The organism is Pseudomonas meliae (assembly GCF_001400515.1).
GTDB classification, from domain to species: domain Bacteria; phylum Pseudomonadota; class Gammaproteobacteria; order Pseudomonadales; family Pseudomonadaceae; genus Aquipseudomonas; species Aquipseudomonas amygdali.
This window is the reverse complement of sequence record NZ_LJQT01000203.1, coordinates 1-12,494: the sequence shown is the minus strand read 5'-3', so window position 1 is coordinate 12,494 and position 12,494 is coordinate 1. Positions and strand designations below refer to the sequence as shown.

Here is a 12,494-nt window from a genome sequence, read left to right as displayed (position 1 = left end):
CTACTTCAGATCTTCCTTAACGGAGCGGTAAATGAAGATTCTGGTCACCGGCGCGAGCGGCTTCATCGGCGGACGCTTTGCGCGTTTTGCCCTTGAGCAGGGCATGAGCGTGCGGATCAATGGCCGTCGTGCCGAAGGTGTCGAGCACCTGGTCAGGCGTGGCGCCGAGTTCATCCAGGGCGACCTCGCTGACCCTTATCTGGTGCGGGCGCTGTGCGATGACGTGGAAGCGGTGGTGCACTGCGCAGGCTCCGTCGGCCTGTGGGGACGCCGCCAGGATTTCATGCAGGGCAACGTGCAGCTTACCGAAAACATCGTCGAGGGCTGCCTGAAACAAAGGGTGCGAAGGTTGGTTCATCTTTCGTCGCCCTCGATCTACTTTGATGGAAAATCGCACCGCGGCATCAAGGAAGAGCAGGTGCCCAAGCGTTTCCATAATCACTATGCGGCGACCAAATACCTGGCCGAGCAAAAGGTCTTTGGTGCCGAAGAGTTCGGTCTGGAAGTGATCGCCCTGCGGCCGCGCTTCGTCACTGGCGCGGGCGACAACAGTATTTTCCCGCGTTTGCTGCACATGCAGCGCAAGAAGCGTCTGTCGATTGTCGGCAACGGTTTGAACGTGGTGGATTTCACCAGCATGCACAACCTCAACGAAGCCATGCTGAGCAGCTTGCTGGCAACCGGCTCGGCGCTGGGCAAGGCCTACAACATCACCAACGGCACGCCGGTCCCGCTGTGGGACGCAATCAATTATGTGATGCGCCAGATGCATCTGCCTCAAGTCACCCGTTATCGTTCATACGGACTGGCCTACAGTGCCGCAGCAATCAACGAGGGTGCCTGCCTGCTGTGGCCGGGCCGACCTGAACCTACCCTGTCAAGAATGGGCATGCAGGTCATGAACAGGGATTTTACGCTTGATATCAGCCGCGCCAGGCATTATCTGGATTATCAGCCTCAGGTCAGCCTGTGGACAGCGCTGGATGAATTCTGTGGCTGGTGGCAGGCACAGCACGCAATCTGAATGCGGTAGTGGCACAGTGAGATTGGTTACGCGCTGTTGTTATACTGCCCGACTTTGGTTTAACAGCTTCCTGAAGGGTTATTCATGCGCAACGATCCATACGACGACGTCGATGACGTTCCCAGCCTGAGCGCCAAGGACGACGATGACGACTTCGCGCCGGGCAATGGTGCACGCGAACGCACCACGGTCTATTCGCGTACCACACCGGTGGTCAAGGTAAAGGGCCCGAGCACCGGACCGCTATGGGCGTTGGTCGGCGCGCTGTTCATTGCCTTTTGCGGTCTGGGCTGGTGGAGCTTTCAGCAGGTCTCCCTCATGGAACAGCAATTGGTGGCCACTCAGGAGAGCTTTGCGCGCATCAGCGAAGAAGCGGCGGGACGCCTGCAGGATATTTCCGGCAAAGTCGTTGAGACCGAGGCGCTGTCCAGCGATGGCGAGGCGCTCAAGCAGCGCATCAAGCTGCTGGAAGCGCAACTGGAAGATCAGGACAAACAGCGCGAGGGCGTTGAAGGCCAGCAGGGCAGTCTCGACAAGCGCCTGGAGCAGATGGCCGCGCAAACCGCCCAGCAGCACAGTGAAAGCGCGCAGTTGCAGGAGCAGCTCAAAAGCGTCGTTGCTGAGCTGACCACGCTGAAAGCCGCGCTGCCCGATCTGAAAACCGCACAGGTCGATCAGGGCAAGCTGGATGCGCAAATCAAAAGCGTGGCAGCCGATGTTGCGACATTGAAGAAACAGGGCAACCCGTCGGCTGCTGTCGAGCGCCTGGAGCAGGACCTGATGGTCCTCAAAAGCGAACAGGAAAACCGACCGGCCCCTTCAGCAGAGGCCAATACAGCCGAGTTCGACGCGTTTCGTGCTCAGGTCACCCGCAATATCAATACCCTCACCAGCCAGATCCAGAATCTGTCGCAACAGCTCAACGCGCGTCGTTGAAGGCAAGACTTGCCGGCGGCTGTCCATAGCAGATAGCCGCTGGCAAATTTCCTGACATTTTTTTTGTACTCGTTAAATAGATATGTACTTGCCAATAGAAGGAAGGCTTACGCTTGCCTGGCTGTTAACTAAATTGGAGTTTCAACAATGAATGGAATCAATGAGATGTACACCGATGCCCCGCAAGAAACGACCGAAAATAACATCCCGGCTGAAGACTCAGACCAGGGAGTAGACGAAGTTTCCAGGACGCCGTTGCCCACTTACGCCGACGTACCGGATTATCCGGAAGATTTGGTACGCCAGCAGGTCAAGCCACCGGTGAAGGTCAAACCGCCTGTAAAACCACCTGTAAAGCCGCCTGTAAAACCTCCGGTCAAGGGGGCAGGTCCGGTGAAGCCGCCCGTGAGACCGCCCGTGAACCCCCCGGTCAAGGTGAAAAAGCCAGTGAGGCCACCTGTCAAACCGCTCGTCAAACCTGTTATCAAAGCACCCGTTGCGCAAAAGTTACCGCCGGCCCCTGAGGCACCTTCGCGCCTGGACAAGCTGCTGGCAGTCACAAGCACGGTCACCGGTGTTTTACAACTGGTCCACCCGCTAAACAGTGTCTTCAACCCCGATGGTACGGTCAGTTATCCGAATGGAAGTGTTGCGGCGGCAGATGGCCAGTCCTTGAAGCACACGGATGGCACTGTTCAACACCTGGATGGCACCACCGTGCATGCCGACGGTTCGGTCGAGCACCCCGGCGGCGATGTTCAACACAAGGACGGCACCTGGGTTATGGCAGATGGCTCTGTCAACTACCCCGACGGTCGCTGGAAGTTACCGGACGGGACTATCACTGATGCCGAAGGCAATGTGCTAGGTACAGTCGGGCCTGAGGCTAAACTGTAACAGTAATAAGTACGGACGATAAAAAACCCTGGCTCTTACGAGTCAGGGTTTTTTGCTGTTGCAGCGCCGTGTTACAGGCGTGGGTAGTCGATATAGCCGACCGGCCCTTTGCCGTAGAACGTTTCGGGATGCGCTTCATTCAGAGGCGCATCGCTGGCCAGACGCTCAGGCAGGTCCGGGTTGGCAATATAAGGCACACCGAATGCGATAGCGTCGGCCTTGCCTTCTGCCAGCCAGGTATTTGCGGTGTCCTTGGTGAATTTTTCATTGGCGATGTAGACGCCGCCGAAATCCTTCTTCAACTGCGGGCCGAGGCTGTCTTCGGCGTCACGCTCACGGGCACAGATGAACGCGATACCGCGCTTGCCAAGCTCTTTGGCCACGTAGCTGAAGGTTTCAGTGCGGTTAGCATCGCTCATGTCGTGCATGTCGAAGCGAGGCGAAAGGTGTACGCCTACGCGACCAGCGCCCCACACCTCAATGACCGCATCAGTCACTTCCAGCAGCAGACGAGCACGGTTTTCTACCGAACCGCCGTACTCGTCAGTGCGCTGGTTGGAGCCGGTCAGCAGGAACTGTTCCAGCAGGTAGCCGTTGGCACCGTGCACTTCCACGCCGTCGAAGCCCGCAGCCTTGGCGTTTTCCGCACCGACGCGATAGGCCTCGACGATGTCACCGATTTCTGCCAGTTCCAGCGCGCGCGGGGTCGGTAGCGGGGTGATCGGGCGCATCAGGCTGACGTGGCCTTCAGCTGCGATAGCGCTAGGGGCCACCGGAGTTTCGCCGTTCAGGTACGCCGGGTGGGAGATGCGGCCAACGTGCCACAGCTGCAGCACAATCCGGCCACCAGCGGTATGCACGGCCTTGGTGATGTTGCTCCAGCCGCGTACTTGGTCGTTGGACCAGATGCCGGGTGTGTCCGGGTAACCAACACCCATCGGCGTGACAGATGTGGCTTCAGTCAGGATCAGGCCTGCAGAAGCACGCTGCACGTAATACTCGGACATCAATGCATTGGGCACGCGACCTTCGTCGGCGCGGCAGCGCGTCAGTGGCGCCATGATGATGCGGTTTGGCAGTTGCAGATCGCCAATGGTGATCGGGTCAAAGATAGTCGTCATGTGTCGAATCCTCGTGATTGATCAATGTGTAGCAGGTGCCAGATCGGGGTTGCCGGTCTGACGAAAAGTAATCAGTGTGATCAGCAGCGCGAGCACTGCCAGCATGGCAGCGGCCAGCGGTACGCTGGTCAGGCCCAGGCCGTGGGCGATGACGCTGCCACCGACCCAGGCACCAAGCGCGTTGCCCACGTTGAAAGCGCCGATGTTCAGGGTTGAAACCAGGTTGGGCGCGGCTTTGCCGAAGGTCACCACGTTGATCTGCAGAGCCGGGACGGCAGCAAAGGCAGCGACCGCCCAGAGGAACAGGGTGATTTCAGTCGGGATCAGCGCGGCGCTGGTCCAGCTGAGAGCGGTTGAGATCACCGCCATCGAGACGAACACGGCAATCAGCGTGGATGACACACGGCGGTCGGCCATCTTGCCGCCAATCACGTTACCTGCGGTCAGGCCCAGGCCTATCAACAGCAGGGTCCAGGTCACGCCCTTGGGCGATACGCCGGTGACTTCGCCTAGCAGCGGGGCAATGTAGGTGAACAGGGTGAACATGGACGCTGAAAACAGCGCGGTCATGGTCAGCGACAGCCAGATACCGGCACCTTTCAGTGCGGCCAGTTCGGCGCGCATGTCGAGCTTTTCTTCATTGCGATTGGTCGGCAGAAAGCGGATCAGGCCGATCAGCGCAATCACGCCGATGACTGTTACCGCCCAGAAGGTCGAGCGCCAGCCTGCGTATTGACCCAATGCAGTACCCAAAGGCACGCCCAGCACGTTGGCCAGGGTCAGACCGGTGAACATCAACGCTACTGCCGAAGCGCGGCGATTGGCAGGCACCAGCCCAGCAGCAACTACTGAACCGATGCCGAAGAACGCACCATGACACAGCGCTGTAACCACGCGGGCGAACATCAATACGTTGTAGTCACTGGCCAGTGCGCAGAGCAGGTTGCCGATGATGAAAATGCCCATCAGCGTGACCAGCGCAGCCTTGCGTGGCAGTTTTGCCGTGGCCATGGCCATGAACGGAGCGCCGACGGCCACGCCCAGCGCATAGCCGGTGACCAGCCAGCCTGCGCCGGGGATGGATACACCAAGGTCAGCCGCCACATCGGGCAGCAGGCCCATGATGACGAATTCGGTGGTGCCGATGGCAAAGGCGCTCAGGGCCAGAATAAGTAGCGAAAGAGGCACGGGGCAGCTCCTGGTAAACGTTGGAAAATCAGGTCGGGTTGTTCAGCTCTTCAACCAGCGCCTGAACGAATGCCTGTATGACTTCTTCGTTGCGTCTGAAGAAATGCCATTGGCCAACCTTCTTGCTGCTGATCAGGCCAGCGCGTTGCAAGGTCGCCAGATGGGCCGAGACAGTGGATTGGGACAATCCTGCACGCTGATCGATCTGTCCGGCGCACACGCCGTGTTCAATCGAGTATTGCTGAGCAGGAAAGCTCGCGCGGGGGTCCTTCAACCAGGTCAGGATTTCTCGGCGGACCGGATGGGCCAGGGCTTTTATTATGTCGTCGAGGTCGATAGGCATGTCGTTCTCACAGGCGGTGTAGCGATATATCGCGATAGGGCGAAACTTATATCTGTATTTCGCGATATACAAATATGATTTTGTGCTTAGGACTGGCAAAATCGCTATATCGGGTTATATCGATATATAGACCTCGGCCTTGAAAGCGGCGTAGGCTTGCAGGCATGAACTATCTGGCACATCTTCATCTCGGCGGGCATCGGCCTGCTCAATTGCTTGGCAGCCTGTATGGCGACTTCGTCAAAGGTCCGCTGTCGGGACGTTTTCCTGCAGAGCTTGAAGCGGCCATTCGGCTGCATCGCAGCATTGACGCTTTCACTGACAGCCACCCGCTGATCAAGGCTTCCATTGCCCGCTTTCCATCCCAGCGGCGACGCTATGCAGGCATTATGCTCGACGTCTTTTTCGATCATTGTCTGGCTCGCGACTGGCATTGCTATGCCGATCTGCCGCTGGACGTATTCACTGGCAAAGTCTATGGCGCGCTGGCCGCCGAGCCGCAATTGCCCGAGCGGCTCGCATTGATCGCGCCGCGCATGGCCGCGCAGGACTGGCTGGGTTCGTATCGGAATTTCGACGTGCTGGGGCAAGTGCTGAGCGGGATATCGCGACGCTTGTCACGGCCCGAAGGGCTGGCAGGCGGCATGCAGGAACTGCAGGCGCTTTACCAGCCCTTGAGTGCGGATTTCGCCGAGTTCTATCCGCTATTGGAGGATTTTGCTCAGGCTGCCCTGGCCGAGCGCGAAGCCACTTCGCTCGGCTGAGCAGGCTCGCCGGATACTTGTTTACCGATCACTGACTCCCCCGTGACAGGTTCACCGAACAGCGCCACCTGAACGGCTTGCTGGGCCTTGAACGCCAGTGCAGCGCGCTCCTGATCCGCCGTCGGAATGGGGGTCAGCAGGTGGATGTGCACATCGCTCTGCTCATTGGCGAACAACCGGCGCAAATGGGACAGCAAATCGTCGTCGCCAATGAACGGGGCAATCGGGTCCGGTTTACCGTCACGCGAGTAACCGATGGCCACTGGCTGGATCGGCACGCCGGCTTCAATGGCACTGGACAGCAGACGGCCGTGGAAGGTGCGCAGGCTTCTGCCATCGGTGGTGGTGCCTTCCGGGAAGATCAGCAGTGCATTGCCTTGTTGCAGGTGATTGCACATCTGCTTTTGAATCAGACGGCTGTCGCCCGACCCGCGACGAATGAACAGCGTACCTGCCTTCAGTGCCAGCCAGCCCGCTACCGGCCAGGTCCGGACTTCGGCCTTCGACAGAAACGACAGCGGTGCCAGCATGCCCAGCAGGGCGATGTCGGTCCACGACACATGGTTACTGACCCACAGCATGGGCTGGGTTGGCAACTGACCTGTCACGGTGACGCGAAACGGCAGGGCATTGGTCAGGCGCGCCATGAACCAACGGCTCCAGCGCTGCCTGCGCTCCATCGACCCACCGATTCTGGTGCGTTCCAGAACCGCGAACGCTCCGGCAATCGTCAAGCCGAGCGCCACGACCAGCAGCACCCGGACTACGCGGGCATAGCCGCGTGCCCGGCTCATCACACGGCCGCCTTGAAGTGGCGGGCGTAACGCGGGCACAGATCGTCGCGCTTGAGCAGGATGAAGACGTCGGCGACCTGGAAATCTTCGTCCCAGCAAGGTTCGCCACAGATCTTGGCACCCAGGCGCATGTAAGCCTTGAGCAGTGGCGGCATCTCGCAGATCACATTGCTCGGGATATCGAGCGTCGGCAGCGGGTTTTTCGGCTCGGCGCGCAAGTGTTCGTTGCACAGGTAGCGCTCGCGCAGGCGTTGCATGATCGCGTGCGCCTGAATGCCGCCGTCGTGCATCGGGATGCTCGCGCAGCCCATCAGGTAGCTGTAGCCGCCTTCGTTCAGCACCTCGGCCAGCTCGCTCCACAACACCGCGATGGTGCCACCGTTGCGGTAGGCCGGGTCTACGCAGGTACGGCCCAGCTCAAGAATCGGACCCTGCAGATGAACCAGACCGTGCAGGCTGAATTCTTCTTCACTGTAGAAACGCCCCAGCGTGCTGGCGGCATTGTGGTCGAGCAGCCGGGTAGTGGCAACCAGACGCCCGGTGTTCAGGTCACGCACACCAATGTGCGAGCAGTGAACATCGTAATCGTCGATATCCAGGCCTTGTTCAGCACCGTTGAGACGGGCGTTGAATTCTTCGCTGAACACACTGAAACGCAACGCCTGTGCTTCCTGCAAGGCGCTCGCTCCAATCAGGCGCTCGGCCTGAAGACGACGTTCAGAAGTGTTGTCACGAATGCGGGCGATCTGGGTCATACGAATCTCCATGAGCCAGCCATGCAGAGTTTGGCTGGTTGACTGATTTGTCCAGGCGCTTTGCCGTACTTGCAGGCTAGGGAGATGGCGTGTCATGCCTGTGAAGCTTTGGTGATGGTTGTGTGACGGGCAACGCTGTGGGCATTTCCACGCTGGTGGAGCGGGAGGAGCGAGCGGCGTACGAAGGACCACTATCGTGCCCATGCTCCGCGTGGGTATGCCGTTCTGGACGCTCTGCGTCCTGTCCCGGGGTAATGGCTGACTGTCACGAAGCCCTGATACGGTATGCGGATTACTCTGTAGAGGCTCTGTCATGCCGCGTAGATTTTTCCGCCTGTGTCTGGTTTTGATCCTGGGCTTCAGTGCCCAGGGCGTCGTTGCTCAAACATGGCCGACAGAGCAATGGTCATCTCAGCCTGCGCCGCGATCTGCGGCAATCGAAGAACTCGAGGCCTACGCCTTCCCGCCCCGTGACGACGCCACACGCAAGGGCATTCGCACCGATGCGCTGCTGGTGATTCGTGATGGCGAAGTTGTGTATGAGCGCTACGGCGGTGTGACCACAGCGCAAACCCCGCACCTGACCTGGTCGATCAGCAAGAGCGTGATGGCGACAGTGCTGGGCGTGGCGTTTACCGACGGGCGCTTTCAACTCAATGATCCAGTGGCGAAGTTCTACCCGCCGTTCAAGGCGCACCCCGATATCGCCATCAAAGACCTGATGCACTGGGCTTCGGGGCTGAATTGGCAGGAAGATTACGAATATGCACCGCTTAACTCTTCCGTAGTCGCCATGCTCTACACCCGTGGGCGTGACGACATGGCGCGCTTCACCGCCGAGCACCGCGCAGCCAGATCCCCCGGCAAGGCGTACCTGTATTCCAGCGGCGACAGCACGGTTCTGGCTGCTGCGTTGAAAAATATCGTCGGGCCACAGGCGTATGCGGATTATCCGTGGACCGCACTGTTTGACCCGCTTGGCATCCGCAGTGCCGTCTGGGAAACCGATGGCGTGGGTACATTTGTAGGGTCGTCCTATGCCTACATGACCGCCCGCGACCTGGCACGCATCGGCTTGCTGATGCAGCGCGGCGGGCAATGGCAGGCTCGGCAGTTGCTCAACAAGGAATGGATGAACTGCGTGCTGACGCCGTTTGCAGGCGAGCAGATAGATGCCAACGTCGAAGTCCCTGGCGGCCAATGGTGGCTCAATCGAACTGCCGATGGCGGCAAGGGGCCGTGGCCGGATGCGCCCCCTGATACCTTTGCCGCACTGGGCCATTGGGGGCAGGCGCTGTACGTGATCCCCGACCGGAAGCTGGTGATCGTGCGCTATGCCGATGACCGCGACGGTAGTTACGACCACAATCAGATGCTCAAGCGCATACAGGCAGCCTTTGGCAAGGAGGGCGGGCAATGAGCAGTCGTCGAATGTTCATCCTGCGTCGACCCTTCAGCAGCCTGCTGTTGCTGATCCTTGCTGCGCTCGCGGTACTTGCCTGGCAGTACCGCGTTAACCTGCAGGCATTCCCCACCATCATCAGTGCCTACACCGCCAAGGAATACTGCTCGTGCAGGTACGTCATGAACAACCCCGAGGCGTATTGCCTGGGCTACGTCAAACAGTACGTGCCTGGCACGCTGATCGACGACAGCAGCCAGAAAAAGGTCATTGCCAACGGCCTTGGGCGAACCAGCAGTGCGTCGTGGCAGGGTGAGCGGCAAGGCTGCCGACTGTTGCCGTCCGAGCCTTGATGGATTGCTGCCGAACGTCGTGGTTTGCCAGAGGTCAGACAGGCGGATAAGGTAGCCCTCAATTGCACGTCTGGAGTCTGCATGCTCACTATGAATCGCCTGCTGCTGGTCATGCTGGCCGCAGTGGCGTTACCTGCCCATGCGAACTGGTATCTGGATAATGAGTCGTCGCGGCTCTCGTTCACGTCAACCAAAAATGCCGATATTGCCGAGGTGCATCGCTTCCTTGTGCTGCATGGCAAGGTCGACCCCAAAGGGCTGGCTGAGGTGGAAGTCGAAACGGAGTCCATTAGCACCGGTATTCCCCTGCGTGACGAGCGCCTGCGGGAGCAGGTGTTTCAGGTACACAAGTTTCCCGTTGCGCAGATCAATGCCCAGCTCGACATGCGCCCGATCAATAACCTTGCCCCCGGCGCGCAATTGGAATTGCGTTTACCACTGACCGTCAGCCTGCGCGGCAAGAGTCACAGCTATAACGCCGAACTGCTGGCGACGCGCCTAGACGAGCGGCGCTTTCAGGTTGTGACGCTCGAACCGCTAGTGATTCATGCTCAGGACTTCGATATGGTTTCGGACTTCAATGCCCTGCGCAGCGCGGCAGGCTTGTCGGCGGTCAGTCTGTCAGTCCCGGTCGGGGCTGTCCTGATCTTCACGGCGCGCTGATATGAACGGTGCGATTTTTCCGTGGCGTGAAAACAACCGCTTTCAATTGCTGATCGACGGTCCTGCGTTCTTCCCGCGCATGATTGCAGCCATTGACCGGGCCGAGCAGCAGGTTGACCTGGAGCTGTACCTGGTCGAAGCCGGGGGCTGCGCCGATGCCATCGTGCGGGCGCTGGTCGAGGCTGGCAGGCGTGGTGTGATCGTGCGCTGCCTGTTCGACGACTTCGGTTCAAAAGCCTTCGACGCCGGCCTGCGCAAGCAACTGACCGATGCCGGTGTGATTCTGCGTTTCTACAACCCTATTCACTGGCGACGCGGCGTGCGCAACTTCTACCGCGACCATCGCAAATTACTGGTGGTCGACAAGACGCTGGCGGTGGTCGGCGGTACGGGTGTAACCGATGAATTCTGGGAGCCAGACAAGGATGTCAGCCAATGGCACGAAGTGATGGTGGAAATCACCGGGCCGCTGGTTCTTGACTGGCAAGCGTTGTTCAACCGGCAGTTTCACGCCAATGCCCGACGTTTCGCCTGGCGCCCGAAAGAAAACTTTGGTCTGGATCATCTGCCCACCGCCCCGGTAGCCGGTGAAGGCCTTGGCCGTGTGGCGTACGCCGACTCTCGCCAGCACCGCGACATTCTGCAATCGCTGGTGCGCACGCTGAACACCGGGCAAAAGCGCATCTGGCTGGCAACCCCTTACTTTCTGCCCACCTGGAAAGTTCGCCGCGCCTTGCGCAGGGCAGCCTCGCGCGGCGTCGATGTACGTTTGCTGCTGACCGGGCCACGCACCGATCACCCGTCGGTACGCTACGCCGGTCACCGTTACTACCCGCGCTTGCTGCGGGCCGGGGTCAAGGTCTTCGAATACCAGCCGTGTTTTCTGCACTTGAAAATGGTCCTGATCGACGACTGGGTGAGCATCGGCTCGTGCAACTTCGACCACTGGAACCTGCGCTTCAACCTTGAAGCCAACCTCGAAGCCCTCGACCCAGGGCTGACCCGCGATGTGGTCGCCAGTTTCGAAAAAGACTTCGCCCTGAGCGCCGAAACCACACTGGCAGACTGGAAGGCCAGACCACTGTGGCGACGCGTCAAACAGCGCTTGTGGGGGTGGATCGACCGGTTGGTGGTGAACCTGCTGGATCAGCGTAATTGAGGTGTACGCGGGGCCGAGCGTGGCCCCGGTTTGTCATCTGGTCAAACGATGCATTCCAGTGAGCGGTCAACCATGGCTTTGGCCATCTCGGCCATGTGCAATACCGAAAACGCCAGATCACGGCTGGTGCCCTGAGTGCTGTCGCCGGACTCATAGGCCGTCGTGATGATGCAGCGCAGCAGATCCGAAGCGTAGTTGAGCGCTTCTTCCTGGCTGACGGATGCGTTGACGGTGAACAGGGCGGTGGGCGGGTCGGGGACGATTTTATGGGGCATGTTTGCAACTCCTGATCATTGAAGGAGCCGCCCTGTTCGCTACCAAACGATCAGGGTGGCGGCCGTACGCAGGTTGGTAGACCGGTGACCAGGCAAGCCGGTGCGTCCGAAAACGCCAAGCGCACGGCCACCATAAACGCAGGCCGTAAGAATGCGCCCTGTAGAAGGTGGCGCATTGCGCACAGGTCACTCAGGTCTACCAAACCTGATCGCTGATTGGGCAGCGACCGTTGAAGGCTAGAGACCTGAATAGCCAAGCGCAAGAGGCCGGGATTTTCTCGGAAATTTCCTTCAAATGGAAGGGAGGTGTCCTGCGGCTAATTCTTACAAGAGTTATCGAAAAAGGTTTTCTGAGGATGTTCGCCGTATAGGCGGGGAAGTGACTGGCGCTGTTTATCAGTATCTCAGCAAGCAGTACATCACCGAGGGGGAGACGTTAAAAAGCTATCGGATTACATTGAGTCAGCATGGTGTGTCTCCGCCCTACAGATAATGTGCGGAGTAGAGTACTTGCAATGAAAATAGCCTGTGCAGCGTTTGCTGGACAGGCTTGAAGCGCGGAGGGAGTAGTTAAGGCTTTTTGATATTCTGCATGTAGGTCTGATTCGGGTGAGTCACGACCTTTTTCGTCAACGCGTCCAGTTCCTTGCTGTGATACATGTCCAGGCATTTCAGCAGGTCGAATTTTATTCCCTTTATCTGGGATTCGGCCAAAGGGTTTGTGTAGTCTCTGGCGAGGTATTTTTCAACCAATGCCTTGACCGCAAGGGGGCTTTTTTCCATGTTATAGTAGGTCCAGTCAGAGACTGTCAGAAATTTT

The 12,494-nt window shown here is 59.0% G+C and carries 15 protein-coding genes; 8 read left to right on the top strand and 7 right to left on the bottom strand.

Features of this window, described 5'->3' with window-relative positions; genetic code table 11:
- The first annotated feature begins 31 nt into the window (after nucleotides 1-31).
- The 3 genes from ALO64_RS09125 (at nucleotide 32) to ALO64_RS09115 (ending at nucleotide 2,857) form a co-directional block, all read left to right on the top strand.
- The gene (locus ALO64_RS09125) at nucleotides 32-1,024 is read left to right on the top strand and encodes an NAD-dependent epimerase/dehydratase family protein (RefSeq protein ID WP_044345113.1); all 993 of its coding nucleotides are present in this window, start codon (nucleotides 32-34) and stop codon (nucleotides 1,022-1,024) included.
- Nucleotides 1,025-1,108: 84 nt separating this feature from the next.
- Nucleotides 1,109-1,960, top strand: a complete 852-nt coding sequence (locus tag ALO64_RS09120) for an ATPase (RefSeq protein ID WP_044345112.1) — start codon at nucleotides 1,109-1,111, stop codon at nucleotides 1,958-1,960.
- A gap of 165 nt (nucleotides 1,961-2,125) precedes the next feature.
- A complete protein-coding gene (locus ALO64_RS09115; RefSeq protein ID WP_044345111.1) occupies nucleotides 2,126-2,857 on the top strand; it encodes a hypothetical protein in 732 nt (243 codons plus the stop codon).
- Between the two features lie 71 nt (nucleotides 2,858-2,928).
- On the opposite strand, the gene ALO64_RS09110 is transcribed toward ALO64_RS09115, so the two are convergent.
- Genes ALO64_RS09110 through ALO64_RS09100 form a run of 3 tightly spaced genes read right to left on the bottom strand, consistent with a single transcriptional unit; the run spans nucleotide 2,929 to nucleotide 5,509 of the window.
- Nucleotides 2,929-3,978 carry an alkene reductase gene (locus ALO64_RS09110; RefSeq protein WP_002555001.1) on the bottom strand — a complete coding sequence of 350 codons (1,050 nt, stop codon included), beginning with the start codon at nucleotides 3,976-3,978 and terminating at the stop codon, nucleotides 2,929-2,931.
- 21 nt (nucleotides 3,979-3,999) lie between these two features.
- Nucleotides 4,000-5,166 (bottom strand): MFS transporter, encoded by a 1,167-nt coding sequence (locus ALO64_RS09105; protein WP_005734688.1) that lies wholly within the window; start codon nucleotides 5,164-5,166, stop codon nucleotides 4,000-4,002.
- A 28-nt stretch (nucleotides 5,167-5,194) separates the two neighbouring features.
- The gene (locus tag ALO64_RS09100; protein WP_002554999.1) at nucleotides 5,195-5,509 is read right to left on the bottom strand and encodes an ArsR/SmtB family transcription factor; all 315 of its coding nucleotides are present in this window, start codon (nucleotides 5,507-5,509) and stop codon (nucleotides 5,195-5,197) included.
- 164 nt (nucleotides 5,510-5,673) lie between these two features.
- Here ALO64_RS09100 and ALO64_RS09095 point away from each other — a divergent pair, with 164 nt between their 5' ends.
- Nucleotides 5,674-6,273 (top strand): acyl carrier protein phosphodiesterase, encoded by a 600-nt coding sequence (locus tag ALO64_RS09095; protein ID WP_044345110.1) that lies wholly within the window; start codon nucleotides 5,674-5,676, stop codon nucleotides 6,271-6,273.
- On the opposite strand, the gene ALO64_RS09090 is transcribed toward ALO64_RS09095, so the two are convergent.
- Nucleotides 6,231-7,067 carry a lysophospholipid acyltransferase family protein gene (locus ALO64_RS09090; RefSeq protein WP_005734686.1) on the bottom strand — a complete coding sequence of 279 codons (837 nt, stop codon included), beginning with the start codon at nucleotides 7,065-7,067 and terminating at the stop codon, nucleotides 6,231-6,233. The two genes, ALO64_RS09095 and ALO64_RS09090, sit on opposite strands and share 43 nt — an antisense overlap.
- The gene (gene olsB / locus ALO64_RS09085) at nucleotides 7,067-7,822 is read right to left on the bottom strand and encodes an L-ornithine N(alpha)-acyltransferase (protein ID WP_002554996.1); all 756 of its coding nucleotides are present in this window, start codon (nucleotides 7,820-7,822) and stop codon (nucleotides 7,067-7,069) included. The genes ALO64_RS09090 and olsB overlap by 1 nt, the downstream gene beginning before the upstream one ends.
- Before the next feature lie 313 nt (nucleotides 7,823-8,135).
- Between olsB and ALO64_RS09080 the strand changes: the two genes are divergently transcribed.
- The 4 genes from ALO64_RS09080 (at nucleotide 8,136) to ALO64_RS09065 (ending at nucleotide 11,399) form a co-directional block, all read left to right on the top strand.
- Nucleotides 8,136-9,242 (top strand): serine hydrolase domain-containing protein, encoded by a 1,107-nt coding sequence (locus ALO64_RS09080; protein WP_044345109.1) that lies wholly within the window; start codon nucleotides 8,136-8,138, stop codon nucleotides 9,240-9,242.
- Nucleotides 9,239-9,577 (top strand): hypothetical protein, encoded by a 339-nt coding sequence (locus ALO64_RS09075; protein ID WP_002554994.1) that lies wholly within the window; start codon nucleotides 9,239-9,241, stop codon nucleotides 9,575-9,577. Before ALO64_RS09080 ends, ALO64_RS09075 begins: the two co-directional genes overlap by 4 nt.
- An 81-nt stretch (nucleotides 9,578-9,658) precedes the next feature.
- Complete coding sequence (locus ALO64_RS09070; protein ID WP_031598941.1) at nucleotides 9,659-10,240, top strand: YceI family protein; 582 nt, start codon at nucleotides 9,659-9,661, stop codon at nucleotides 10,238-10,240.
- A 1-nt stretch (nucleotide 10,241) separates the two neighbouring features.
- A complete protein-coding gene (locus ALO64_RS09065; RefSeq protein ID WP_002554992.1) occupies nucleotides 10,242-11,399 on the top strand; it encodes a phospholipase D-like domain-containing protein in 1,158 nt (385 codons plus the stop codon).
- Nucleotides 11,400-11,440: 41 nt separating this feature from the next.
- On the opposite strand, the gene ALO64_RS09060 is transcribed toward ALO64_RS09065, so the two are convergent.
- Together ALO64_RS09060 and ALO64_RS09055 are read right to left on the bottom strand one after the other, a co-directional pair.
- Complete coding sequence (locus ALO64_RS09060; RefSeq protein ID WP_002554991.1) at nucleotides 11,441-11,674, bottom strand: DUF6124 family protein; 234 nt, start codon at nucleotides 11,672-11,674, stop codon at nucleotides 11,441-11,443.
- Nucleotides 11,675-12,244: 570 nt separating this feature from the next.
- The coding region (locus ALO64_RS09055; protein WP_174517438.1) for a type VI secretion system amidase immunity protein Tai4 at nucleotides 12,245-12,494 on the bottom strand (250 nt) is incomplete at its 5' end.

What these genes read in the sequence shown, in the direction of transcription:
- ALO64_RS09080 (WP_044345109.1), top strand. Translation starts at nt 8,136, where the DNA reads ATGCCGCGTAGATTTTTCCGCCTGTGTCTGGTTTTGATCCTGGGCTTC.
- ALO64_RS09070 (WP_031598941.1), top strand. Translation starts at nt 9,659, where the DNA reads ATGCTCACTATGAATCGCCTGCTGCTGGTCATGCTGGCCGCAGTGGCG.
- ALO64_RS09120 (WP_044345112.1), top strand. Translation starts at nt 1,109, where the DNA reads ATGCGCAACGATCCATACGACGACGTCGATGACGTTCCCAGCCTGAGC.
- ALO64_RS09075 (WP_002554994.1), top strand. Translation starts at nt 9,239, where the DNA reads ATGAGCAGTCGTCGAATGTTCATCCTGCGTCGACCCTTCAGCAGCCTG.
- ALO64_RS09115 (WP_044345111.1), top strand. Translation starts at nt 2,126, where the DNA reads ATGTACACCGATGCCCCGCAAGAAACGACCGAAAATAACATCCCGGCT.
- ALO64_RS09125 (WP_044345113.1), top strand. Translation starts at nt 32, where the DNA reads ATGAAGATTCTGGTCACCGGCGCGAGCGGCTTCATCGGCGGACGCTTT.
- ALO64_RS09110 (WP_002555001.1), bottom strand. Translation starts at nt 3,978, where the DNA reads ATGACGACTATCTTTGACCCGATCACCATTGGCGATCTGCAACTGCCA.
- ALO64_RS09090 (WP_005734686.1), bottom strand. Translation starts at nt 7,067, where the DNA reads ATGAGCCGGGCACGCGGCTATGCCCGCGTAGTCCGGGTGCTGCTGGTC.
- ALO64_RS09100 (WP_002554999.1), bottom strand. Translation starts at nt 5,509, where the DNA reads ATGCCTATCGACCTCGACGACATAATAAAAGCCCTGGCCCATCCGGTC.
- ALO64_RS09095 (WP_044345110.1), top strand. Translation starts at nt 5,674, where the DNA reads ATGAACTATCTGGCACATCTTCATCTCGGCGGGCATCGGCCTGCTCAA.
- ALO64_RS09060 (WP_002554991.1), bottom strand. Translation starts at nt 11,674, where the DNA reads ATGCCCCATAAAATCGTCCCCGACCCGCCCACCGCCCTGTTCACCGTC.
- olsB (WP_002554996.1), bottom strand. Translation starts at nt 7,822, where the DNA reads ATGACCCAGATCGCCCGCATTCGTGACAACACTTCTGAACGTCGTCTT.
- ALO64_RS09065 (WP_002554992.1), top strand. Translation starts at nt 10,242, where the DNA reads ATGAACGGTGCGATTTTTCCGTGGCGTGAAAACAACCGCTTTCAATTG.